This window comes from Streptomyces sp. NPDC058464 (assembly GCF_042721035.1).
Taxonomy (GTDB): Bacteria; Actinomycetota; Actinomycetes; order Streptomycetales; family Streptomycetaceae; genus Streptomyces.
Map to the genome: position 1 here is coordinate 163,140 of NZ_JBHXMA010000011.1, position 24,027 is coordinate 187,166.

The 24,027-nt window shown below is 69.6% G+C and carries 21 protein-coding genes and 1 pseudogene; 17 read left to right on the plus strand and 5 right to left on the minus strand.

All coding sequences use genetic code 11. From position 1 onward, the window contains the following. Positions 1 to 31 precede the first annotated feature (31 nt). The 14 genes from ACFWPQ_RS17365 to ACFWPQ_RS17430 all read left to right on the plus strand — a co-directional run bounded on the left by ACFWPQ_RS17365 (position 32) and on the right by ACFWPQ_RS17430 (position 15,191). A complete protein-coding gene (locus ACFWPQ_RS17365; RefSeq protein ID WP_384034728.1) occupies positions 32 to 520 on the plus strand; it encodes an SRPBCC domain-containing protein in 489 nt (162 codons plus the stop codon). Between the two features lie 302 nt (positions 521 to 822). Then, positions 823 to 2,301: a serine/threonine-protein kinase gene (locus ACFWPQ_RS17370; RefSeq protein ID WP_384034730.1), complete on the plus strand. Its 1,479-nt coding sequence runs from the start codon at positions 823 to 825 to the stop codon at positions 2,299 to 2,301. Positions 2,302 to 2,580: 279 nt separating this feature from the next. Further along, complete coding sequence (locus ACFWPQ_RS17375; protein ID WP_384034733.1) at positions 2,581 to 3,663, plus strand: maleylacetate reductase; 1,083 nt, start codon at positions 2,581 to 2,583, stop codon at positions 3,661 to 3,663. A 225-nt stretch (positions 3,664 to 3,888) separates the two neighbouring features. After that, positions 3,889 to 4,773 carry an AAA family ATPase gene (locus tag ACFWPQ_RS17380; RefSeq protein ID WP_384034736.1) on the plus strand — a complete coding sequence of 295 codons (885 nt, stop codon included), beginning with the start codon at positions 3,889 to 3,891 and terminating at the stop codon, positions 4,771 to 4,773. A gap of 10 nt (positions 4,774 to 4,783) precedes the next feature. After that, entirely contained in the window at positions 4,784 to 6,181 is a 1,398-nt protein-coding gene (locus ACFWPQ_RS17385; RefSeq protein WP_384034739.1) for a VWA domain-containing protein, read from the plus strand. Between the two features lie 25 nt (positions 6,182 to 6,206). Next, complete coding sequence (locus ACFWPQ_RS17390; RefSeq protein ID WP_384034742.1) at positions 6,207 to 6,824, plus strand: hypothetical protein; 618 nt, start codon at positions 6,207 to 6,209, stop codon at positions 6,822 to 6,824. A gap of 142 nt (positions 6,825 to 6,966) precedes the next feature. After that, positions 6,967 to 7,515 (plus strand): hypothetical protein, encoded by a 549-nt coding sequence (locus ACFWPQ_RS17395; protein ID WP_384034745.1) that lies wholly within the window; start codon positions 6,967 to 6,969, stop codon positions 7,513 to 7,515. 43 nt (positions 7,516 to 7,558) lie between these two features. After that, positions 7,559 to 8,542 (plus strand): hypothetical protein, encoded by a 984-nt coding sequence (locus tag ACFWPQ_RS17400; protein WP_384034748.1) that lies wholly within the window; start codon positions 7,559 to 7,561, stop codon positions 8,540 to 8,542. Positions 8,543 to 8,621: 79 nt separating this feature from the next. Further along, a complete protein-coding gene (locus tag ACFWPQ_RS17405; RefSeq protein ID WP_384034751.1) occupies positions 8,622 to 10,088 on the plus strand; it encodes an aldehyde dehydrogenase family protein in 1,467 nt (488 codons plus the stop codon). Positions 10,089 to 10,147: 59 nt separating this feature from the next. Beyond that, positions 10,148 to 11,044, plus strand: coding sequence for an intradiol ring-cleavage dioxygenase (locus ACFWPQ_RS17410; RefSeq protein WP_384034754.1), 897 nt, complete (start codon positions 10,148 to 10,150; stop codon positions 11,042 to 11,044). Then, the gene (locus ACFWPQ_RS17415) at positions 11,041 to 12,240 is read left to right on the plus strand and encodes a thiolase family protein (protein WP_384034757.1); all 1,200 of its coding nucleotides are present in this window, start codon (positions 11,041 to 11,043) and stop codon (positions 12,238 to 12,240) included. The genes ACFWPQ_RS17410 and ACFWPQ_RS17415 overlap by 4 nt, the downstream gene beginning before the upstream one ends. Further along, on the plus strand, positions 12,237 to 12,932 hold the full coding sequence (locus tag ACFWPQ_RS17420) for a 3-oxoacid CoA-transferase subunit A (protein ID WP_384034759.1): 696 nt from the start codon (positions 12,237 to 12,239) through the stop codon (positions 12,930 to 12,932). Before ACFWPQ_RS17415 ends, ACFWPQ_RS17420 begins: the two co-directional genes overlap by 4 nt. Next, the gene (locus ACFWPQ_RS17425; protein ID WP_384034762.1) at positions 12,929 to 13,606 is read left to right on the plus strand and encodes a 3-oxoacid CoA-transferase subunit B; all 678 of its coding nucleotides are present in this window, start codon (positions 12,929 to 12,931) and stop codon (positions 13,604 to 13,606) included. The genes ACFWPQ_RS17420 and ACFWPQ_RS17425 overlap by 4 nt, the downstream gene beginning before the upstream one ends. A 229-nt stretch (positions 13,607 to 13,835) precedes the next feature. Next, complete coding sequence (locus ACFWPQ_RS17430) at positions 13,836 to 15,191, plus strand: lactonase family protein (RefSeq protein WP_384034765.1); 1,356 nt, start codon at positions 13,836 to 13,838, stop codon at positions 15,189 to 15,191. Positions 15,192 to 15,320: 129 nt separating this feature from the next. Here the strand turns inward: ACFWPQ_RS17430 and ACFWPQ_RS17435 are convergent, their stop codons facing one another. Next, positions 15,321 to 16,214, minus strand: coding sequence for an AraC family transcriptional regulator (locus tag ACFWPQ_RS17435; RefSeq protein WP_384034768.1), 894 nt, complete (start codon positions 16,212 to 16,214; stop codon positions 15,321 to 15,323). Between the two features lie 130 nt (positions 16,215 to 16,344). Between ACFWPQ_RS17435 and ACFWPQ_RS17440 the strand changes: the two genes are divergently transcribed. Both ACFWPQ_RS17440 and ACFWPQ_RS17445 read left to right on the plus strand, forming a co-directional pair. Beyond that, positions 16,345 to 17,127 carry an MBL fold metallo-hydrolase gene (locus ACFWPQ_RS17440; RefSeq protein ID WP_384034772.1) on the plus strand — a complete coding sequence of 261 codons (783 nt, stop codon included), beginning with the start codon at positions 16,345 to 16,347 and terminating at the stop codon, positions 17,125 to 17,127. Between the two features lie 35 nt (positions 17,128 to 17,162). Next, on the plus strand, positions 17,163 to 17,807 hold the full coding sequence (locus tag ACFWPQ_RS17445; protein ID WP_384034774.1) for an NAD(P)-dependent oxidoreductase: 645 nt from the start codon (positions 17,163 to 17,165) through the stop codon (positions 17,805 to 17,807). Between the two features lie 58 nt (positions 17,808 to 17,865). On the opposite strand, the gene ACFWPQ_RS17450 is transcribed toward ACFWPQ_RS17445, so the two are convergent. The 4 genes and pseudogenes from ACFWPQ_RS17450 to ACFWPQ_RS17465 form a co-directional block, all read right to left on the minus strand. Next, the gene (locus ACFWPQ_RS17450) at positions 17,866 to 18,150 is read right to left on the minus strand and encodes a hypothetical protein (RefSeq protein ID WP_384034961.1); all 285 of its coding nucleotides are present in this window, start codon (positions 18,148 to 18,150) and stop codon (positions 17,866 to 17,868) included. Between the two features lie 220 nt (positions 18,151 to 18,370). Next, positions 18,371 to 18,580, minus strand: a pseudogene (locus ACFWPQ_RS17455) (cellulose binding domain-containing protein); the annotation flags it as partial. Next, the gene (locus tag ACFWPQ_RS17460) at positions 18,517 to 18,741 is read right to left on the minus strand and encodes a hypothetical protein (protein WP_384034777.1); all 225 of its coding nucleotides are present in this window, start codon (positions 18,739 to 18,741) and stop codon (positions 18,517 to 18,519) included. The pseudogene ACFWPQ_RS17455 and the gene ACFWPQ_RS17460, both read right to left, overlap by 64 nt. A 149-nt stretch (positions 18,742 to 18,890) precedes the next feature. Further along, on the minus strand, positions 18,891 to 21,611 hold the full coding sequence (locus tag ACFWPQ_RS17465; RefSeq protein WP_384034780.1) for a pectinesterase family protein: 2,721 nt from the start codon (positions 21,609 to 21,611) through the stop codon (positions 18,891 to 18,893). Positions 21,612 to 21,865: 254 nt separating this feature from the next. Here ACFWPQ_RS17465 and ACFWPQ_RS17470 point away from each other — a divergent pair, with 254 nt between their 5' ends. Next, on the plus strand, positions 21,866 to 24,013 hold the full coding sequence (locus ACFWPQ_RS17470) for a sigma-70 family RNA polymerase sigma factor (RefSeq protein WP_384034784.1): 2,148 nt from the start codon (positions 21,866 to 21,868) through the stop codon (positions 24,011 to 24,013). Positions 24,014 to 24,027 lie beyond the last annotated feature (14 nt).

Sequence of the window (24,027 nt, forward strand, 5' to 3'; positions counted from 1 at the left end):
ACCCGATACGACTAACACTGGAGAGAACGCCATGTCGGCATCCGCGGAAAAGATCCGTCTGGAGCGCACCTACCCCACGTCCGCCGAACGCATCTGGGAGCTGCTGACCACCGGCGAGGGCCTCGCGCAGTGGTGGGCGATGGACGGCTTCACCCTTGAGGTGCAGGAGCTCGATCTGCGTGTGGGCGGTGAGCTCCGCTACACGATGACCGTGACCGACCCGAAGGAACTGGAGTTCGCGAAGGCGAACAACCTGCCACTGGTCATCGAGTCCCGCAAGACATACACCGAGGTCGTGCCGACCACTCGGCTCGCCTACTCCGCGTCGTCCACCTTCGTGCACGACCCCGCGGTCGAGCCGTACGACTTCGTCACCGTGGTCGAGCTTCGGCCGACCGACGACGGCGTGCGCGTGGTGCTGACCGCTGACACCATGCACAGCGACGAGTGGACGCAGCGCGTCACCAAGAGCCGGGAGACCGAGCTGGACAGGCTCACCGGCATCGTCAGCGCGTCCTGACGACGGTCGGGCGGCGCCCGTCGGCACCCACCCTCGGCAGATGTCGAGCCGGTGGACCAAAGGTGCGGAGTGGCGGGCGTTTGCCCCGGCAAGGGTGGACCCGCTGGTCACTGAACTCCTCGGCGGCAGTGGTGCCTGCGGGGGCGGCCCGATGCCCGGGTGCCGGGGTTCGCGGTGGTGGTTCGCGATGAAAGCCGTTGGACCGACCGACCGAACGCCGCGGCGGCCGTCGACTTGCCCGGGGCGTGCGAGGAATGCGGATGCCGGCAGCTGCATGTCCACGGCGATGAAGGGTGCGAGGGGTGCGACTCGATCTGCTGGAAGAACGCTACGTCCTGGGACGGCTCTTGGGCACTGGCGGCATGGGGCAGGTCTGGGAAGCACAAGACGAGACCCTGGGCCGCCGCGTGGCGGTGAAGGTCCTGGCAGCTCCGGCCGCGGACGCCACCGCGGCTGAGCGATTCATCCGGGAGGCGCGGGCGGCCGCCCGGTTGTCCCACCCGGGCATCGTGGCGGTCTTCGATGTCGGGCAGGAGTCCGACGGCCGGCTGTTCATGGTCATGGAACTGGTGGAGGGCCGGAGCCTCGACGAGCTGTTGCGCGAGCACGGGCCGCTGCCGGCGGAGCGGGTCGCGGGCATCGGGGCCAGGACCGCCCACGCGTTGGCCGCCGCCCATGCCGCCGGGGTGATCCACCGCGACGTCAAGCCCGCCAACCTGCTGCTGGCCGCAGACAGCGGCACGGTCAAGGTCGCCGACTTCGGCATAGCCGTCCTGGCCGATGACACGGCCACCGCTCTGACCAGCACCAGCGCCCTGATAGGGACGGTCCCCTACATCGCGCCTGAGCGGGCCTTGGGACGCCCGGCCACTCCGGCAAGCGACCTGTATGCACTCGGCTGTGTGCTCTATGAGGCGTTGGCCGGGCACCCTCCCTTCCGGGCCGACAACGTCGCCCGGACCCTGTTCCAGCACTGCTACCAGCCACCCGAACCCATCACGGACGTCAACCCCGAGACCGACCCGCAGCTTGCGGAGGTCGTGCACGCCCTCCTGGCCAAGGACCCTGCCGATCGCCCGGCCGACGCCGAGCACACCGCCGCACTCCTGGCGCGCTGTGCCAGCCAACGGACGAGTCCCACCGAGCCGTTGGCTGTCACAGGGGCCCTGTCGGACACCCGGCCGCCACCGGGCACCCGGCCTCTGGGCCCGCCTCCGAAGGCCTTCGTGCAGCGATTGCGCCACGTGTACCTGCGCTGGAGAGAACGCGGACGGTGGAGCCTGGCCGCGGTCGGCGCGCTCACGCTGGCCGCCTCCGCGGGCGGACTCGCCGTCATCATGGACGGCACCGCCTCATCCCGGTCCGACACGACCCATTCGTCAGCCACGGCATCTGCCTCCGCTGCGGCCTCCGCACAAGCGACACCGACCACGACGGCGACGGGGCTGTCGGAGCTGGTCGACGAGATCACCGACCGGCTGGAGGGCCCGGCCGCGCCCACCGAACCGGGGTTGGCCGCGGAGGTGCGGCACCGGCTGTCCGACATCAGCGACCGGATCGACGCGGACGGTCTCGACGAGGCCGCCGACATGGTGCGAGGTCTGCGCGCACGACTCGCCACCTCCCGCACTCAAGGCATCTGGGACGGCGATGCGCGCACCGAGCAGCTGCTCAGCCGACTCGCTGCCCAACTCCCGACCGTGTCCTCTCCGGACGCGTCCTCTGCCGAATCGGGGCAGGGGCAAGGTCCGGGGCACGCGCAGGGACCTGGTGGCCAATGACATCCACTCAGGCGATCCGGTCGCGGCCTTCGCTCGGCGGACCCCCGCGATCGCTCCTCCGGACCGTTCGCCAGAGTCGGCATCGTGGCCGGCTTGATCACCGTCGGCTCCGCCGACCAGTTCGCCTCTGGTCGGCCATGTGCTCGGTCCGAGGTTTACCTGTCGATCCCGTCGCCCGGCTTGGCAAGCGGGTGACGGCCGTCGCACGACGAGTTCGCATTTCTGCCATCAACCACCCGTGGCCTTGGTGAGGCCCTGCACGATTGTGAGACTCGCCGTATGCACTTCGTCCATGAGTTGTTGCCCCAGCGCGTGCGGTTCGCCACCGGCGACGCCGCCGGTGGCGTCAAGGCCGAGGTCGAGTTGCTCGGCGCCCAGCGGGTGATGGTGATCGCGGCGCACGCCGGGGAAGCGGTCGACCAGATCGCCTCCGGGTTGCCGACGGCCCTGCGGTTCGACGAAGTCGTCATGCACGTGCCCGTCGAGGTCGCCGAGCGGGCCCGCGCCGCAGCCCTCGCCCATCAGGCCGACGCGGTCGTCTCCGTAGGGGGCGGGTCGGCCACCGGCCTGGCCAAAGCCGTGGCGTTGACGACCGGCCTGCCGACCGTGGCCGTACCGACGACGTACGCCGGCAGCGAGGCCACCGCCGTCTGGGGGCTGACGGAAGCCGGCCGGAAGACGACCGGCGTCGACCCCAGGGTGCTGCCGCGCGCGATCGTGTACGACGCGACGCTCCTGCGCACGCTGTCCGCCGCGATGTCCGTCTCGAGCGGACTCAACGCGCTCGCCCACTGCGTGGACTCCTTGTGGGCGCCGAGGGCCGACCCGATCAACGCCGTCTACGCGACCGAGGGCGCGCGGGCCCTCAATGAGGGTCTGCCCAGGGTGGCGCGGGATCCGGGTGACCTCGCCGGGATCGAGAACGCGCTCTACGGCGCCTACCTCGCCGCCACGGCGTTCGCCTCGGCCGGGTCCGGCCTCCACCACAAGATCTGCCACGTCCTCGGTGGTAAGTACAACCTCCCGCATGCCCAGACGCATGCCACGGTGCTGCCGTACGTGCTCGCCCTCAACGCGCCCAGCGCTCCCCAGGCCGAAGCCCGGCTGGCCAACGCGTTCGGGACAGCGACGGCGCTCGAAGGCCTGCAACACCTGCGCCAGACGCTCGGTGCCCCCCGCGCGCTGCGCGACTACGGCATGCAGTGGAGCGACATCCCAGCCGCAGTCGAGGAAATCACCGCCGTCGTCCCGCCCTCGAACCCGGAGCCGGTCACGGCCGTCGACATCGCCGCGCTCCTGTACGCGGCCTGGGCGGGGAGGCGCCCTGATGACCCAGACCTCGTCCGGGCAGGCGGCCGGTGAGGGCCACATCTTCGAGTGCGAAGACGTGCTGCTGAGCTCCGGCGTCGGCGTTCGGAGGCAAGAGCTCCATGGTCCGTGACCTCGAACGTCAGCGGGTCGGCACCACCCTCACGACGAACGGGCGGGTCATCGACGACACCCGGTCTCAAACGGCCTCCGGCATCGTGCCGGCGCCCGCCGACCACTGAGCACCCGGACCGACACGTCCCGAAAGAGAGACACCCCATGGCCTTCTTCTCCTCCGTCGAGCACGCGCGCGACTCCTTGGCGAGCACCGGTTATCTCGTGGACGAGGAGCTGGCGACGGTCGTCTTCCTCGGCGACGCCCTGGGCAAGCCACTGCTGCTCGAAGGCCCGGCAGGCACCGGCAAGACCGAACTGGCCAAGGCGGTCGCCGCCGGCACGGGTGCCGCGCTGGTGCGGTTGCAGTGCTACGAGGGGCTGGACGAGGCGCGGGCGCTGTACGAGTGGAACTACCGCAAGCAGCTTCTGCGCATCCAGTCGGCCCAGGCGGCCGATGACCAGGGCCAGGCCTGGGACGCACTGCATGACGACATATTCAGCGAGGAGTTCCTCCTGGAGCGGCCGCTGCTCGCGGCGATCCGGCACACGGGTCCGCTGGTGCTGCTGATCGACGAGACCGACAAGGCCGACGTCGAGGTCGAGGGGCTGCTCCTTGAGCTGCTCAGCGACTACCAGGTGAGCATCCCGGAACTGGGCACGATCACCGCCGTCCAGCGGCCGTTCGTCGTCCTCACCTCCAACGCCACCCGCGACTTGTCCGAGGCGCTGCGCCGCCGCTGCCTGCACGCTCAGGTGGAGTACCCGGACGCCAACCGCGAGCGAGCCATCGTACGCAGCCGGGTGCCGGAGGTCGCCGAGGATCTCGTGGGGCAGATCGTGAAAGCGGTGCGCGCGATGCGGGCGCTCGACCTCCGCAAGCCGCCCAGCGTCGCGGAGACCATCGACTGGGCGCGGGCGATTTCCGTCCTGGGCCACCACGAACTCGGCGACGCCGTGGCGCAGCAGACCCTCGGCGTCGTACTCAAGAACGACCAGGACAAGGTCACGGTCCGTGAGCGGCTCCACCTCGCCGCCCGCCCGGCCTGAGGACGTCCCAGTGACAACGGTGGAGACGCCCGTGCAGGGCGACGACGAACCGCGCCTGAGCGACGTGGGGCCGCTGCTGGTGATCGCCCTGGTGAGCCGATTGCGGGCCGGCGGCGTACCGGTGTCGACCAGCGAAGTACTCGACGCGGTGTCGGCCTTGGCAGTCACCGACCTGACCTCGCGCCCGAAGGTGCGCTCCGCGCTCCGCGCGACCCTGGTCAAGGACGTCTCGCACGACGTGCTGTTCCGGCGGGCGTTCGAGGCGGTTCTCCCGCCGTACCGCCCGCGCTCCGACGACCCGCCCGCCGCGCCGTCGGCCGCGTTGGGCAGCGCCGATGACGAGGAGGAGCAGCTGCTCGACTCCGTCGTGCGGGCGCTGCGGGAGGACGACCCCGACGGCATCGGCCACGCTCTCGACGAGGCGATCGACCGGTTCGGCGGCGACCACGACGACGGCCGGTCGGCGGGGCACCACGCCCAACGTGTGCTGCGTCGCATGAACGTGCCTGACCTCTACCGGCGTTACCTCGAGTCGGACCGTGACGGCACCGGGTTCGACCGGGGTGTCGGCGCCGCCGAGGCCCGGGCCGCGATGGAGCAGATGAGCCGACGGCTCACCGACATGCTGTCCGGGCGGCTGCGCGAGGGCGACGGCGTCGCGGCCCAGCAGCTGGAGGACCTTCAGGACCGGCCGCTGCTGCGCGCCGGCGCTGACGAACTGGCCGCCATGCGAATGGTGATGCGGCCGCTCGCCCGCCACCTCGCCGCGAAGCTCGGCGCGCTGCGCCGCCGCGGCGGTTCGGGGGTCGACATGCGCCGCACCATCCGCGCGTCGATGGGCTACGGCGGCGTACCGGCCGCCCCGGTACTCCGGCGCCGACGGCCGACCAAGCCGGACCTGGTGCTGCTGTGCGACGTGTCGGGCTCCACCGCCCAGTTCGCGCCGTTCACCCTCACGCTGCTGCATGCCCTGCACGAGGAGTTCCGCCGGGTCCGTTCCTTCGTGTTCATCGACGGCGTCGTCGAGATCACCGAGTTGCTTGAGGCGAGCCCCGGTGTGATCGACCCGCACCACCTGCTGGCCAAGCGAGGCCTCGTGGCGAAGGACGGCCGCAGCGACTACGCCCGCGCGCTGACCACGTTCCTGGCCACCTCGGGCTCCGCGGTCACCGCGAAGACCACCGTGATCGTCGCCGGTGACGCCCGCTCGCACGACCGTGAACCCGCCACCGCCGTCATCGCCGAGCTGCGCCACCGCGCTCGGCGGCTCTACTGGCTCAACCCAGAGCCCCGCGCCGAGTGGGACACCCTCGATTCCCGTGCCACGGAGTACGCGGCTCGCTGCACCGGCGCGTTCGAGGTCTCGACGATCCGGCAGCTGACGGCCGCGGTCGCCCAGATCCTGTGAACCACCCACACCACGAGGAGGACCCGTGACCCGACAACTGCTCAGCGTGGGGATCACGCTGCCGCCCGGCCTGCCCGCTGCCACCGCGACCAGTATCGCCACCATGGCCGGCCGACTTGGATTCGCCACCGTGCACCTGGCCGAGGTGCCGTCGTCGGAGCTGCTGGAGTGGCTCGTCCAGGCCGCCGCCCCGGCCCTCGTCGTGATCGACGCGCCCGGCGAGACGGCCGGTGTCGTACGGGTCAACGACCCCGCGTCGGTGACGGCGGCACGGGCGCGACTTGACGCCGAGGACGCCCCCCGGCCGGTACAGGTCGCCGTCCCGATCTCGATCGGCCGGACCATGAACGAGGCGGTCGCCCGCGCCGACCTCGAACCGCGCTTCGCCGGCGACCGGCACCCCCGGCTCGTCGGGATCTTCGGAACCTTCGAGCAGGCCCAGGAACAGGTGCTCGCGCTGGCCCGTGCCGGGGCCGACGACCTGGTACTCGACGTGCCGCTGGAGCGGGATGTCGCCGACGTCCTCGCGCAGATCCGTGCCCTGGTCGTCGGGGCCACCCCGGAACTGCTCGACGCCCCGCCGTCGACGGCCCGGACCGCGCCGCCGCCGACCGTCTTCTACGCCGGCTCAGAGCCCGGTTAGTCCCGACTTCGGATATCCGCCACATACGGCGCAGACGCTGTCGCGGGCCCGATCGCTCCTTGAAACTCGCAGTCGGAGCGCGGGAATTGCGGTCCGCCGCACGCCGGTCCACGGAGCACGAACAACGTGAGGAGCAGACGAGATGACCACAACCAGGCCCGCCCCCGGAGGTGCGGTCCAGCACGCCAGCTACCCGACGAAGTTCGCGTCGCTGTCGGCGTACGAGAAGGGCGGCGTCGAGCTCGTCGCCGATGACGCGCGCCACTACGCGTTCTCCAACATCTACGAGGTCGCCTCGAAGACGGCGGCCTGGGACCGCGTCGCGGTCGCCAAGAACTGGGAGTACGTCCTCGAAACCGTCCGCGCCGAGGGGACCTCACCCTGGTACACGGCCTCCCACGACGAGTTCGCCATCTGCATGGACGACGCCGGCGGCGAGGTCCTCGTGGAGCTGGTCAAGCTCGAGGCTCCGGTCGCGTCCGACGACGTCGAGGGCGCGATGCTCGTCGAGGGCGAGCCGGTCGGCCCCAAGATGGGCCGCATCCACCTCAAGCGCGGCCACCAGGCGCTGCTGCCGAAGGGCGCGGCGTACCGCTTCGTCAAGGACGGCGACCCCGGCGTGCTGCTGATGCAGACCATCGGCGGCGCGCTCACCCAGTACCGCTGGGCCGACATCTGCCAGACCGTCTGACCGTCCCCACCGACTTCAGCGACCCCAGCGAAAGGGCACAGCGATGACTGTTCAGATCGACGTCGACCGCTCCGCGGGCGTGAACGCCGACGGCTACCACGAGTTCAAGCTCGGTGAGTTCTCGTTCCGCCGGGACGAGTTCTTCGTCTACATCACCTGGCCGACCGGCAGCCACATCATGAGCGCCGACGCGTTCCTGCGCGCGCTGCAGCGCGACGTGGCGTGGGACTTCTTCTACGGCATCGTCAACTTCGACGGCGTCTTCGGCACCGTGAACCACTACGGCCGTGTCGACATCTTCGCCGGCCGCTACAACGACTCCTACCGCAAGGCCGAACTCGACTACAGCGAGAACATCGAGACGCCGGTCATCCGTGAGACGTTCACCGCCATACTCTCGGACTGGACGAACCAGTCGTTCGATCCCTTCGCGTCGCCGCACGAGACCGGCTCGGCGTTCGGCGTCAAGAACGGCGACAACGAGGCCGCCGTCACCCGGCAGCGGGTCACGGCCGAGCGCATGGTGGGGGTGCCGGGCGACCAGCAGCCCCGCACCGACGAGTCGGGCTACCCGGTCAACCGGATGTTCGCCGACGTCGACCAGTCCGAGCCGGTCGTCGAGGCCGAGCCCGGCTTCGAGGACCAGGTCGCCGCGTTCAGCCTGTTCGCCTACCTGTCCCGCTCCGACGTGACGTGGAACCCGTCGGTGGTCAGCGTCTGCAAGGACTCCCTGGCCTGCCCGACCACCGAGGAGTACATCCTCCCGATCATCCACGGCAACGACCGGGTCGAGTGGTTCGTCCAGCTCTCGGACCAGATCACCTGGGAGGTCGAGGACCGCGACACCGGCGCCGTGCGCTCCCGCGTGGTCATGAAGGCCGGCGACGTCTCCGCGATGCCCGCCGACATCCGCCACCAGGGCTACTCGCCGAAGCGGTCGATGCTGCTGGTCTGGGAGAACAACTCCTCCAAGATCCCGGAGGCCATCGCCTCGGGACAGGCACCGACCTACCCGGTCGACTTCTGATCCAGCAGGCCTCTCAGCGGCCGCCTCCTCCACACCGGACGCCTACGACGCCTACGACGAAGGGGCTTCGAGAATCACCATGCAGACCAGACTGTTCATCGGCGGCGACTTCGTTGACGCCGCCGACGGAGCCACCTTCGACACGATCGACCCGCACGACGGATCGGTCCTCGCATCGGTCGCCGAGGCCAAGCAGGAGGATGTGGACCGCGCCGTGGCCGCCGCCAGGAAGGCGTTCCACGGCTGGAGCCACCTGCCGGCGGCCGACAGGGGCCGGTTGCTGCTGAAGCTCGCGGACGCGATCGAGGCCGATGCCGAGAACCTCGCACTGCTGGAGACCCGCGACACCGGTCATCCGCTGCGTGACACCTTCGGCCTCGACGTGCAGCGGACGGCGGCGACCTTCCGCTACTTCGGCGGCATGGCCGACAAGTTCCAGGGCACGGTCGTCCCCGTCGAAGCGGGCTTCCTCGACTACGTGGTCCCCGAACCGCTGGGGGTCATCGGACAGATCGTCCCCTGGAACTTCCCGGTCATGTTCGTCGGCTGGAAGCTGGCACCGGCGCTCGCCGCCGGCAACTGCGTCGTGATGAAGCCGTCGGAGATCACCCCGCTGTCCGCACTGCGCGTCGCGGAACTCGCCGCCGAAGTGGGATTCCCGCCGGGAGTCATCAACATGGTGCCCGGCTACGGCCAGACCGCGGGACAGCGGATCGTCGACCACCCCGACATCGCCAAGATCTCCTTCACCGGCAGCACCAACGTCGGCAAGCAGATCGCCAAGGGCGCCGCAGAGACGCTGAAGCAGGTCCACCTCGAACTCGGCGGCAAGGGCGCCAACGTCGTCTTCGCCGACGCTGACCTGACGGCGGCCGTCAACGGCACCGCCTTCGGCATCTTCCACAACCAGGGCCAGGCCTGCATCGCCGCGAGCCGGCTCATCGTGCACGAGTCGGTCAAGGACGAGTTCCTCGACCGGCTGGTCACCCTCGCCGGCTCGATCAGGATCGGCGACCCGAAGGAACGGACCACCGAGATGGGTCCGCTCACCTCGAAGCTGCACCTCGACCGCGTGATCTCCTACCTGGAGGTGGCGGGGCAGGAGGGCGGCACCGTCCTGGCCGGCGGCGGGAAACCCGGCGACGCGACGCTCGCCGACGGCTACTACGTCCAGCCGACCATCGTGGAGACGCGCCCCGACGCGCGCGTGGCCCAGGAGGAAGTGTTCGGCCCCTTCATGGTCGTCCACACCTTCAAATCCGACGAAGAGGCCCTGCAGATCGCCAACGGTGTCGCCTACGGACTCGGCGGCGGCCTGTGGACCAAGGACCTCTCCCGGGCACACAGGGTCGCCCGCGAACTGCGCGCCGGAATGGTGTGGGTGAACTCCTACAAGCGGGTCAACCCGGGTTCGCCGTTCGGCGGGATGGGAGTCTCCGGGTACGGCCGGGAGATGGGCTTCGAAGCGATGCGGGAGTACACCGAGCCCAAGGCGACCTGGATCAACGTGGACGCCACCCTGCCGCCGTTCTACCCGCGCGGCTGACCGCTGAATTCGCTGGTGGGCTCTCCTCATCGGCCTCCGACACCAAGGAATGAACTGCGATGACCATCGACCATGAGGTCTCCGCCGAGCAGCGGTCCCGTGAGGAGGATCTCCTCCAGCGAGTGCTGCGCTCGTTCGACACGTGCGAGGACCCGCGTCTCGACGAGATCATGCGCTCGCTCGTGACGCACCTGCACGCCTTCGTGCGCGAGGTGAGACTGACCGAAGCCGAGTGGAACAAGGCCATCGAGTTCCTCACCGCCGTCGGCCGCATCACCGACGACAAACGGCAGGAGTTCATCCTCCTGTCCGACGTCCTGGGTGCTTCGATGCAGACCATCACGGTCAACAACGAGGCGGTCGGCGACGCCACCGAGGCCACCGTCTTCGGCCCGTTCTTCGTCGAGAACTCACCCCGCATCGACAACGGCGGCGACATCTCCTTCGGCGCCAAGGGCCAGCCCTGCTGGGTCGAGGGCACCGTCCGCGACACCGACGGCAAGCCCGTCCCCGGCGCCCGCATCGAGGTCTGGGAGGCCGACGACGACGGCTTCTACGACGTGCAGTACGACGACGACCGCACCGCCGCACGCGCCCACCTCTTCACCGACGAGGACGGCGGCTACCGCTTCTGGGCGATCACGCCGACGCCGTACCCGATCCCGCACGACGGCCCCGTCGGACAACTCCTCCAGGCCGTCGGCCGCTCCCCGCTGCGCGCCGCGCACCTGCACTTCATGGTGACCGCCCCGGGCGCCCGCCGCCTGGTCACCCATATCTTCGTCCGCGGCGACGAACTCCTCGACCGCGACAGCGTCTTCGGCGTCAAGGCCTCCCTGGTCAAGGACTTCGTGCAGCGGCTCGCGGGCACACCGACGCCGGACGGCTGCGTGGTGGAGAGCGACTGGGCGCGCGTCAGGTTCGACATCGTCCTAGCCCCCGAAGAGGCGTCATGAGCGCCTTCGTCTACGCGGCCGTGCGCACGCCGTTCGGACGGTTCCGCGGCGGGCTCGCGGAGGAGCGGCCCGACGATCTCGCGGCACTGGTCATCCAGCAGCTGATCCTCAAGGCCCCCGGACTCGACCCGTCCCGGATCGGCGAGGTCGTCTGGGGCAACGCCAACGGCGCCGGCGAGGAGAACCGCAACGTGGGCCGGATGGCGGCGCTGCTCGCCGGGGTCCCCGTCTCGGTACCCGGCACCACCGTCAACCGGCTCTGCGGCTCCTCGCTCGACGCCGCGATGATCGCGTCGCGCGTCATCGAGACCGGTGACGCCTCCGTCGTGCTCACCGGCGGCGTCGAGTCGATGACCCGCGCCCCCTGGGTACTGCCCAAGCCCGGCCGCGGCTACCCCGCGGGTAACCAGGCGCTGGTGTCCACCACGCTCGGCTGGCGGCTGGTCAACCCGAACATGCCGAAGGAGTGGACCGTCTCGCTGGGCGAGGCCAACGAGCAACTGCGAGAGAAGTACGGCGTCCCGCGTGAGCGTCAGGACGAATTCGCCCTGCGTTCTCACCAACTGGCCGCGCAAGCCTGGGACGAGGGGTTCTACGACGACCTCGTCATCCGCGCCGAGGGCATCGGCCTGACCCGGGACGAGGGCATCCGTACGGATACCAGTATCGAGAAACTGGCCGGCCTCAAGCCCTCCTTCCGGCCCGACGGGACGATCACCGCCGGCAACGCCTCGCCACTCAGCGACGGAGCCTCCGCCGTACTGCTCGGCAGCGAGCAGGCCGCCACCACCATCGGCCTCGACCCGATCGCGCGGATCGCAGGCAGGGGCGCCTTCGCACTGGAGCCTCAGGCGTTCGGCTACGCCCCCGTCGAGGCGGCCGGCATCGCCCTCAAACGGGCCGGCATCACCTGGGACGAGGTCGGGGCCGTCGAGCTCAACGAGGCGTACGCCGTGCAGTCCCTGGTCTGTGTCGACGCGTGGCTCGCGCAGGGTCTGCGCGCCCCGGAGATCGTCAACACCAAGGGCGGCGCGATCGCGATCGGCCACCCGCTCGGCGCCAGCGGCGGCCGCGTCCTCGGCACCCTCGCCAAGGTGCTGCGAGAACGCCGTGAACGCTGGGGAGTCGCCGCGATCTGTATCGGGGTGGGCCAGGGTCTGGCCGTCGTCCTGGAGAACACGGAGATGGCGCTGTGAGCCGTACCCGGATCCTGGAGACCGTCGACGAGGCCGTCGCCGGAATCGAGGACGGCTCGACGGTGCTCGTCGGCGGGTTCGGCCTGGCCGGCATGCCGTTCGACCTCATCGACGGACTGATCCGGCAGGGCGCGAAGGACCTCACCATCGTGTCCAACAACGCCGGCAACGCCGAGGTCGGACTGGCCGCGCTCCTCAAGGCCGGCCAGGTCCGCAAGGTGATCTGCTCCTTCCCCCGGCAGGTCGACTCCTACGTCTTCGACGAGCTGTACGCCGCCGGCAAGGTCGAGTTGGAGGTCGTTCCGCAGGGCACCCTGGCCGAGCGGCTGCGCGCGGCAGGAGCCGGGATCGGCGCCTTCTACTGCCCGACCGCAGTCGGTACGCCCCTCGCCGAGGGCAAGGAGACACGCGATATCGACGGCCGGACGCACCTCCTCGAATTCCCCGTCAAAGGCGACGTCGCGCTGATCAGCGCCCATTGTGCCGACACCGTCGGCAATCTCGTGTACCGCAAGACGGCCCGTAACTTCGGGCCGGTCATGGCCACCGCTGCCACCACGACCATCGCCCAGGTGAGTGAGCTCGTATCCGTCGGCTTGCTCGATGCGGAGGCGGTCGTCACGCCAGGCATCTACGTCGACCGGATCGTCCAGGTCGAGGCCCGGCACTACACGGTGCAGGGAGCACGATGACCACGACCCGCCCCCCGAAGAGCATTGAGCACCTCGATCGCGGACCGCTGAAGAGCGCCGAGATCGCGGAGCTGGTCGCCCGCGACATCCCAGCCGGTTCCTACGTCAACCTCGGCATCGGCAAACCGACCGAGGTCGCCGACCACCTCCCGCCGGAACTTGGCATCGTCCTGCAGACCGAGAACGGCATGCTCGGCATGGGACCGGCCGCCGTAGGGGACCAGATCGACGCCGACCTCACCAACGCGGGCAAGCTCCCGGTGACGGAGCTGCCAGGGGCGTCGTACTTCCACCACGCCGACTCCTTCGCCATGATGCGCGGAGGCCACCTCGACATCTGCGTGATGGGCGCCTTCCAGGTCTCCGTGACCGGGGACCTCGCCAACTGGCACACCGGTGAGCCCAACGCCATACCCGCCGTCGGCGGAGCGATGGACCTCGCCGTCGGGGCGAAGGACACATACGTGATGATGACCCTCTTCACGAAGCAGGGCGAGCCCAAGCTGGTGTCGCAGTGCACCTACCCGCTCACCGGAGTCGGGTGCGTCAGCCGCGTCTACACGGACTTCGCGGTCTTCGACATCGGCCGCACCGGAATCTCGGTGCGGGAGACGTACGGCACGACCGTCGACGAACTGCGCGCCGGGCTCAAGGTGCCTCTGGCCAGACAGTAGTTCGCACATCGAGCGGGACTTTCCCGCGAGTGCGAGACCTTCGAGGCGGTCGAGGGTCCGTCCGGCAGCGCGGGAAATTCATGGGCCATGGGTGCCATGTTGGACCACGCCGCCTGACATAAGAAACCGGCGCCAGGCCGGGTAACCAAAATCAAGGAGAGGACGAAATGCACGACAACGGCGCACGTCAGGGCGCGACAACTGGTGGGGGCTGCATGGAGGTCGCGGTATGAGCAAGCTGTCGCGACGTACCTTCGTTCAGGGTTCGGGGATCGCCCTGGGGGCTACCTTCCTCGGTTCCCCTTCCTTCGCTTCCTCTGCAAGCGCCGACGGCCAGAGGCTTTTCGCCTATGTCGGCTTCGCAACCAACGATTGGAACGGTGGGCCAACCGGGGGCGGCGTGAAGGCCTTCCGCGTAAACATGTCCGACGGATCGCTGGATCAGGTGGGCGAGACGGGGTCGGAATTCGCGGACATGAATTGCGACGGAATTTGCACTTCGTCCGACGGGCGCTTCGTTTACGGCACCAATCGTACGACGGCGCAGGACAGCATCCCCGGTTACGGCGGTGGAGTTTATGCTTTCGCTGTCAACTCCGCAGACGGAACGCTGAAGCACGTCAAGACCGTGCACTCGATGGGGTCCAACCCGTCCGCCGTTCTGGTCGAGAGCACGACCGGCAGGCTGGTCGCGAGCAACCGCGGGGCGATCAGCAGGGTCACGCTGATCGCGAAAAGGCGTGGCGAGTGGGTCATCGAGCGGCCTACGGACGATGCCACCGTCGCGCTGTTCCCTCTCGGAACGGACGGGTCGATCGGCCAGCCCTTGGATGTTGCCAAGTTCACCGAAGGGATGGTGCCCGGGAGTGAAGAGCTGCGGCCCGAGAACCTGGGGGCGACCTCCATGGTTCAAAACGGTCCGGCGTGCCACGGCATAGCGCTCGACAGCACTGAACGTTGGCTCATCGCGACGGACAACGGTTACGACCACATCTATGTCTACCCGCACGGTCCCCGTTCTCGCCGTCTGACGGGAAAGGCGTACCCGGTAGCGGCGGGATCGGGGCCCAGGCACGTCGCGACACATCCGAAGGCTCCGTTCTTCTTCGTCACCAACGAGTGGGCCCCGTCCATCTCCGCCTTTCAATTGAACGAAAGGACCGGCGACGTCCGGCACATTCAGACGATCGGCGTCTCGGCCGACGCTCTGAAGCCGGGCAAGTACGACGGCAGTGTCTTCGAGTACGACGGTCCTTCGCCGGCGGACGTCCGCGTGCACCCGAACGGCCGGTTCGTCTATGCCTCAACGCGCCGGACACACAGCTCCAGGGGCGGGGACGACACAATCACAGTCTATGCATTCGATCAGGGCACTGGTCGTCTGACATTTGTGGAAGAAGTCGAGACTCAGGGGAAAATGCAGCGCGAGTTCAATATCGAGCCGTCCGGCAAGTTCCTTTTCGCCTGCAACATGGACTCGAACAACGTGACCACGTTCGCCCTGGACAGCAAGACCGGCAAGATGAGTCACGCCGCAACGACCACGGTGCCCCGCGCAGCGGTCATTAGCTTCGCGTCGCTCTGACCCGCCGGACAGCGCCCCCGGCTCCGTGGAGCCGGGGGCGCCACCGTGCACCGGTGACGCACCGTCATAAGCGACGGCGTCGACCCAGGGCCATGGGAGGGCCTGAGGCGTGCCCCTGGTACGGCGGCCTCACTGCGCGGCGCGGTGAGTGCGGCGGAAGGCACCCGGCGTCGTCCCGGTGTGGCGGGTGAAGAACTTGCCGAAGTTGGTGGGCTCGGAGAAGCCCAGGCGGCGGCCGATGACCGCCACCGGCTCGTCGGTGTGGGCGAGCAGTCGCTGGGCCTCAAGGGCGACCCGGGCGTCGATGACCTGCTTGACGGGTTGCCCGGTGGCGGCCAGGCACGCACGAGTGAGGGTCTTGACCGTGTAGCCCAGGAGGCTGGCGTAGTCCTCGGCGCGGCGGGTGGTGGCGTAGGAGCGTTCCAGCTGGGCGCGGAAGCGGGCATAGACCTCGCCGCCGGCGTGCGGATCGCCGTCCGTCCCCGGCTGCGGCAGCCGGTCGATGTGCAACAGCACGGTGGCGAGGAGCAGTTGGAGGATCTCCTGCGACGCGGTGCCGTCCGGGCGGGTGAACTCGGCGCGCACTCTGCCCATCAGGGCGGACAGGGTGGCGTAGTCGTGGCCGGTGCCCAGTTGCCGGCAGGCGGGGCCGTACCACTCACGCACGAGACGGTGGGTGCCGGCCAGGTGGGGAGGGAAGGTGGGGGTGAACAGCAGGTGGGTGCCGTTCATGGTGCCGGGGCGGCCGAAGCGCTGGACCTGGCCCGGGCGGATCCACAGCAGTGTGCCGGGTCGGCAGGGGTAGGTGACGAAGTCGACGGTGTGTTCCCCGCTGCCCTCGGTGATCAGGGTGACCGTGTGGAAGTCCACCCGGTGGACGCGCTGGAGGCCGCCGTCGGCCATCCGCTCGTACAGGTCGGCCAGATCGAGAAGCTCGAATCCGGCGACCGGCGCGGTGGGCGGGTTGAAGCCGAACCCGGGGATCGGTCCGTCATGGGTGGTGGCGACTTCGGAGGCCGACACGGGAGACCTCACTCATGTCCGTCTTTGACCATCAGAGGTCTCCAGGGTATCTCGCCCAGCGGTGGTGCACCGGCGACAGTGGACGCAACGACGGTTGATCGGATACCGCCTGACCAGGAAGAAGCGCAGCATGAACGGCACTGTGACGGTCATCGACATGGGCACGGTCCGCGTCCACAGCTACATGGCACCGGACGACAGTCTGAATGTCACCACCCAGCTGATCGAGACCCCGGCCCGGATCGTGGCCGTCGACGCGCAGTACGCACTGGCGTATGCCGACGAGGTCGTCGCCTATGCCAAGGGGCTGGGCAAGCCGATCGACCGGCTGATCGTCACGCACGCCCACCCCGACCACTTCCACGGCGCGGCCCGCTTCGGGGCGCCCGTGCACGCGCTGCCCGCCGTGCGCGACCAGATCGTCGCCCAGGGCGATGCCCAGGACCCGACCGGCACGCTCATCCCGGTCACCGACGTCACGCCGACCGTCGAGATCAGCCCCGGTACCGAGGTCATCGACGGCGTGCCGTTCGTCTTCGAGGCCGTGACGGGCGGCGAGGCGGCCGACGAACTCGTGATCAGGCTGCCCGGGCATGGCGTCCTGGTCGCCCAGGACCTCGTCTACCACGCCACCCACCTGTTCCTCGGCAACAACGACATCGACGGCTGGCAGAAGGTCCTCGACACTCTGGCTGCCGACACCTCGTACGACACGATCCTGGCCGGGCACGGCCTGCCCGCCACCCCGGCCGTCTACGCCGAGCTGCGCGACTACCTCGCCGCCGCGCGCGAACTGCTCGGCGACGACGGTGAGGCGTACAAGAAGGCGATCCTGGAGCGCTACCCGACCCACGGCGGCCCGTTCCTGATCGACATCGGCAACCAGTACCTCTTCGGCGCGCAGGGCGCCTGAACCGCCGTACCGGACAAGGAAAGAGAGCAACGACGATGAGCAGGATCGTGGTGTTCGGCGCCGCCGGAAAGGCAGGCTCCCGCGTCGTCGCCGAGGCCGCCGCACGTGGTCACGAGGTCACCGCGGTGGCCCGGGACCTCTCTCGGATCGCTTCCGTGCCCGCCGGGGTGCGGCTGGTGTCCGGCGATGTCACCGATCCCGGAACGGTCGCCGACCTGGCCAAGGACGCCGACGCGCTGGTGCTGACCGTCGGCGGACCCGACGCCCGCCTGTACACCGACGCCGTGGCGTCTGTCGCCTCAGCCGTGCGTGCCCTGGCCCCGGCCGGGCCCCGCATCCTGCACATGGGCGGCGGGGCCAGCCTCCTCGACGCCGACGGGGTGCGCTTCTTCGACGCCCCTGGCTTCCCGGAGGAGTTCAAGCCCTACGCCATCGGCCAGATCGAGGCCCTCGACGCCTACCTCGGCCTCGGCGACGACGTCACCTGGACCTACCTCTCCCCGCCGCCGGTGCACTTCGCACCCGGCGACCGCACCGGCCGCTACCGCACCGGCCTGGACCACCCGGTCACCGGCGAGGACGACCAGGCCCGCATCTCCTACGAGGACTATGCCGTCGCCCTCGTGGACGAGATCGAGCACCCCCGGCACCTCAACCGCCGCTTCACCGTCGGCTACTGAAGCCGTTACCCGGCGACTTCTCGCAGCAGACCGCACCCCCGGTATCCCAGCGCCCGCGTCACCCATGGCCGTCACCGACTCGACCTCGGAGGCCTGGCGTGGACTGCCGCCCACCAGCAGACTGGGCTCGCGGCATGCGGGCTCGGCGCCGCCCCCTGCGAGATGCCAAGACCCATTCCTGGGTCTTGGGGTCGCGGCGGCTTTCGCGTAGCAGGCCCGAGGCGGGGATGCCGACGCCGACGAGGATGAGTGCGACCGGCATGCTCATCATTTCGCGGATCAGGTCGAGGACGTCCTGGTCGGCTTCTCGGTGGAGCTTGAGGCGGGTGATGTCGTCGATCACGAGCGCTTTCGTGGCGGACATGCTCCGACCGGGGATGGACGTGCTCAGCTCCAGAGGTGGTGCGGTGGCGCCCAGGGGTCAGTAGCCGTAGCGGTTCTTGATGTGGCGCCAGAAGTCTCGGATCATCGCCGGGGCTGGGGGTGGTGTCCGTCCCTGAGGAGCAAGTCCTGCCGTTCAGCTTGAAGTTGGTGGGGGTTGCGGTCGCTCCGGTGCGTGAGCCGATGAAGCCTGCGGTGACGGTACCTCCGGGGGAGAGCGTGCCGTTCCAGCTGGTGTTCTTGACGGTGACGGTCGTGCCGGACTGCTGCCAGTCGCCGTTCCAGCCCTGGGTGATCTTCTCGCCTCCGACGAGTTCGAAGGTGAGGGTCAACTGGTCTGCTGCGCACCCTTGTTGGTGATCCCTACCGTCCCCTGGAAGCCGTCCGTCCACTGGCCGGCGACGTTGTAAGCCACCGCGCAGGTCGGTTCGGCGCCGTTGGCCAGCAGGGGTACCAGCGCGCCGGTTCCGGCCACGAGTGCGGCGGCGAGGGCGAGGGGGACCGGGCGGAGGAAGCGGTGCCGCAGTCGGTGGGACGTACGGGGTGATCTCATGGGGTGGTTCGTTCCCTTGATCCGTGGGGTGTGTCGGGTTCCAGTGGTCGCCGGGGGTGCGTTGGTTGCCGTCGCGGCGACCCGGGTTTCCGGGGTTGTTGCGTTGAGGAGCGCGCTCCCCGACGGGCGGGGCGGGGAGCGCGTCGCCGCTACTTGACGGTGGCCCTGCTCTGCACGACGTACGCCGGGCCCGAGGCCGGCTCGATGGTGGTGGACGTCGTGCTCACCGTGGCGTTGCGCACGGTCAGGCCCGTCTTCGCGGTGATCGACACCGAGGTCAGGGTCAGGCCGGTGATCGGCCGCTCCGGTACGCCGACGATCTGGCCGGCCGCGGTGGCGCCGGTCGCCGTGATGTCGGCGATGGTGATGTCGTGGTAGTTCGGCGTGGTGCTGGTGATCGCCTGTGCGGCGTCGGCGTCCGCGGGGATCGACGGGTAGTACCCGGTGATCTGGATCGGGGTCGTCACGTCGGTCATCTTCAGGTTCTTGTATGTGACGTCGCGGATCTCGCCGGCCCGGCCCCGCGCGGACTTGATGCGGACTCCGGCGGTGGTGCCCTTGAGGGTGTTGTCGTGGATGTCGATGTCGTAGATGCCGCCGCCCGTGTAGCTGCCGATGGACAGGCCGTGGCCGTGCAGGATCGTGCAGCCGCTCAGCGAGATGTCGTGGGACGGCCCCTCCGTGGAGGAGTTGATGGCGATGTTGTCGTCGCCCGTGTCGATGGTGCTGTCGGTCACCGCGACGCCCGAGGACGACCACACGTCGATGCCGTCGGTGTTGGGCGCGTCCGCCGGTGCCTGGACGGTGATGCCGTCGATGGCGGACGTGGTCACCTTCTTGACCGTGATGTTCACGTTGGGGGCGTTCTTCAGCGTGATCCCGGTGATCTTCACGTTCGAGGCGTTGCTGAGGGAGATCAGGCCGGGGCGCGAGGAGAGTGTCTTGCCCGCGGCTTTCTCCTGGTTGATCAGGGTCCACCACGGGGTGCCCTGGCCGTCGATCGCGCCCGCGCCGGTGATCGTGAGGTTGTTCACCCCGGAACCGCCGAGGAGCGGTGACAGCTTCCCGCCGGCCAGCGGGTAGTCCGCCGCGTCCTGGGAGGCCAACAGGGTTGCTCCGGAGTCGAGTTGGAGCGTCATGTCGGCGGCCAGGGTCAGGGCGCCCGAGAGGTACTTGCCTGCGGTCAGCTCCACCGTGCCCTTGCCCGCGCAGGCGTTGACCGCCTTCTGGAGGGCCGCGGTGTCCTTCGTCGTGCCGTCGGCCTTCGCGCCGTAGGAGGTGGGCTTGCAGACCGTGCCGGACGCCGGGCTCGTCGTGGTGGTGGCGGTGGTGGTCGGGTTCCAGTTGTCCGAGCCGGCGAGGTACTTCTGCGGGGTGTAGTCGGCCGCCTGGGCGTCGGTCAGTTGGGGGCGGGCGGTGTTGACCGTCGCGCCGGCACCGGTGTTCTTGTACTCGTCGAAGCGGGCCTTCGTCCAGACAGCACCGGACATGTCGCTCCACGGCTGGGCCGTGTTGACGAACGACCCGATGGTGGACTCCCGGTAGAGCACCTGCGCGTCCTGGCGCCACGGGCGGCCGAGGCTGCTCGTGCCCGCGGTACCTGCCCCGGTGATGTTCGACTTGTAGAAGAGATAGCCGTAGCGGCGCGTTGCCGGTGTGCTGGCCGCGGTGAGGTAACCCCCGCTGCCCAGCTGGTGGATGTCGCTGTGGTCGAAGACCGCGATACCGCCGCCGAAGATGAAGTCGACGGTGCCTTCCACGTAGGACTTCAGGAAGTACGCCCGCGCGGAGTCGTTGACGAGAAGGGTGTCCTGGTGGCCCAGGAGCCGTACGTCGGTGAGGGTCGCGCGGTCGGCGGACAGGCTCAGGGCCACCGCCTGGCTGGGGCTGGCCGCGTAGGCGTAGTCGTTGGAGATCGTCAGGTTCGACGCCGAGAAGTCGTGCCCGTCGACGAACGCGGTCGCGCTGCCGAAGGTTCCGTACGTCGTCCCGTCCGCCTTCTTGGTGCTCGCCCCGTGGCTCTCGACGAGTACGACGTCGGAGGCGCTGGTGCCCAGGCCCTTCAGGGTGACATAGGGCTTGTTGCTGGGGATGGTGAAGACGCCGCGGTAGGTGCCCTTCTTGACGGCGATGGTCACCGGCTTGGTGTTGTTCGCCGGGACCTTGTCGATCGCCGCCTGGACCGTGGTGACGTCGCCGGTACCGTCCGCGGCCACCGTGATCGTCGTGCCCGTGGCCGAACTCGCGGCGGCACTCGCACTCGTGGTCGGGCTCGCGGACGCCGAGCCGGTGCCGGCCTGGGTGAGCGTCCAGCGCTTGTTGCTGTTGGTGGTGCAGGTCTCCTGGATGACGGCGGCGCCGGCCGCGGTGCTCGCCTTCGCGTCGCTGACGCACAGACCGCTGCTGACGTTGACGATCTGGAAGGTGTTGTCGCGCGCCGGCTTCAGCGTCCAGAGCTGGTTGGCCTGGTCGGTCCCGCAGCCCCACTGCTGGAGCCGGACCCCGTCGGTGCCGGCGGCGCCGGGTACATCGAGGCAGAGTCCGCTGGCGGCCGACCGGATGGCGAATCTGCCCGATCCCCGGTCGACCAGGGTCCACTGCTGGTTGGCCTGCCCCTGGCCGCAGCCCCACTGCTGGATCAGCGCACCGCTGGACCCGCTGCTGCCGACCAGGTCCATGCACATCCCGCTCTTGGCGACCGCGACCGTGTAGGTGCCGGCCTTCGCTTCGGCCGTCTGCCCACCGGTTCCCGTGACGACGGTGGCCGCTGTCGCGACACCGCCCACGACGACGAGTGCCGCCCCGCCGGCCGCCGCGATGCGCCACTGGGCCCGCTTGCTCCGGGCCCGTCTGCCACGTCTGAGGTACATGCCGTTCCTTTCTCCGCTGTCACCACGGAGACGACGCACCCCGGCGGGCCATAACAGGTTCGGCACCACGAATTCCGTGAACTCCGTGCGGACGGTCCAACCTGGCTGTCGCAGCCTGATCTTGGTCCGTTCGCACGCCTGTGCCATCATGACCGCCTCCATCTGAGGGATCACTCTGCGAGGGCGCATTGCGCGAGGTTCCGGCACGACCCACGACCGACACGGCGACTCGTCCGCCGGGAGCCGACCCTTCCGTGACCGGCCTGGTCAAAGCGGCCCGATCCGGCGACGCCGACGCCAAGGCTGCCCTGTTCGGCGAGTATCTGCCGCTGATCTACAACATCGTCGGGCGCGGCCTGCACGGGCATGCGGACGTCGACGACGTCGTGCAGGAGACCATGCTGCGCGCCATGCGGGCACTGCCCGAACTGCGTGAACCCGAGCGGTTCCGGTCCTGGATCGTGGCCATCGCGATCCGGCAGATGCACGATCACAGACGCCGGAACAAGGCCGCACTGGCCCGCCACACGCAGGTGGCCGACGCGGCCGAAGTCCCCGACCCCCTCGGCGATTTCGCCGAACTCGCCGTCGACCGCCAGACGTTGTCCCGGGCCGGCAGCGACCTGCTGGAAGCCAGCCGGTGGCTCAGCGACGAGCAGCGCCGGACGCTGGCGCTGTGGTGGCAGGAGACCGCCGGGCAGTTGACCCGCGCCGAGGTCGCCGAAGCGCTGCACCTGAGCGTTCCGCACACGGCGGTCCGCATCCAGCGGATGAAGGCCAAGCTCGAAGTCGCGGTGGGTGTGCTCGCCGCGTGGCGGGCCCGGCCGCGGTGCACCGGACTCGACTCCCTCGCGGGCGGTCGCCGCGGGGTGCCCGAAGGGCGGCTGCTGACCAAGCTGGAGCGCCATGTGGCCCAGTGCCCGCAGTGCGGGGCGGCGGTCGCCTGGCGGTCGATCGACGACCTGCCGATCCGGATCGGCGCCCTCGCCGTACCGGCCGCGCTGGTGGCGGCGATCCCGGGGCTCGTAGGGCAGCACTCCGTGACACCCGGACTGGTGTCCTCGCTGCTGAACGCCCTGCGCCACGGGCTGGCCCGGGTCTCGGCGAAGTCGGCGACCGCGGCCGTCGGCACCACCGCGACACTCGCCGTCGTCATCGGTGTGACGGTCCATCAACTACCGCCCCACGCAGACCGATCCGATCCGGCACAGGGCCCGGACCGGGCTACCGGAGCCCCGCACCAGCCGGGCCGGGCCTCGTCGTCCGGTACGACACCGTCCGCCACCCCGACGACCGCGTCCCACTCCTACTCCGGCGTCACCACCGCCGACTACTACGTCGCCCCGACCGGGAACGACACGAACCCCGGCACACTCGCCCGGCCCTTCGCCACGCTGACCCGGGCCGTCGCCCAGGCCCGCCCGGGCCAGACGGTAGCCGTCCGCGGCGGCACCTACCACCCCGCGACGACCATCGCCCTCACGTCCTCCGGTACGGCCGGGCACCGGATCACGGTGAGCAACTACCGCGACGAGCATCCCGTGCTCGACGGGTCAGGCATCCCAGCCGCCGGCACGCTCATCACCCAGAGCGGCGGATACGTCACCGTGCAGGGCATCGAGATCGTCGGCTCTCCAGGACACCCGTACGTCTGCGCGTCCTGCCACGACGACGTCCTCGCCCGGCTCGGCGTGCACGGCAACGCCGGGGCGGGGCTCGTGCTCCAAGGCGCCGGGACCCACGACAACCTGATCCTCGACAGCGACTTCTTCGACAACCACGAGACCGGATCCACCGGCGGATACATCGACGGGCTGGTGTTCAACGACGGCTCCGGCAGCGGAAACCGGGTCCGAGGATGCCGGATCTACGACAACTCGGGCGACGGCGTGGACCTCAGCGGGTTCGGCGGCGCCGTGACCGTCGAGCACAGCTGGGCCTTCGGCAACGGCGTCAACCGATGGGGCATCGCCACCTTCTCCAGAGGGGGCAGCGGGTTCAAACTCGGCGGTGACGCGGGGCTCCAGGTCGCACACGTTGCCACGGACAGCGCCGCCTGGGACAACGCGGGCTTCGGATTCACCGAGACCGGCAGCTCGGGAACACCCCGGCTGACCAACGACACCGCCTACCGCAACGGCGCGGCCGGGTTCGCCTTCGTCCACTCCGCCGCGGCCCTCCAGCACAACCTCGCCCTGGCGAACCACCCCGACGACTGGCTCGGCAGCCAGGCCCGGCACACCGGCAACTCCTGGGACCAGTCCGGCTGGACGGCGGCGGCACTGCACACCGCCGCCGCCGACTCGGCGACCGCCCCACGTCGCCGTGACGGGCAACTGCCCACCACGTCCTTCCTCGGCAACAGCAAGGACCCGTCCATCGGCGCCACGTTGACCTCCTGATCACCGGGTGCGTG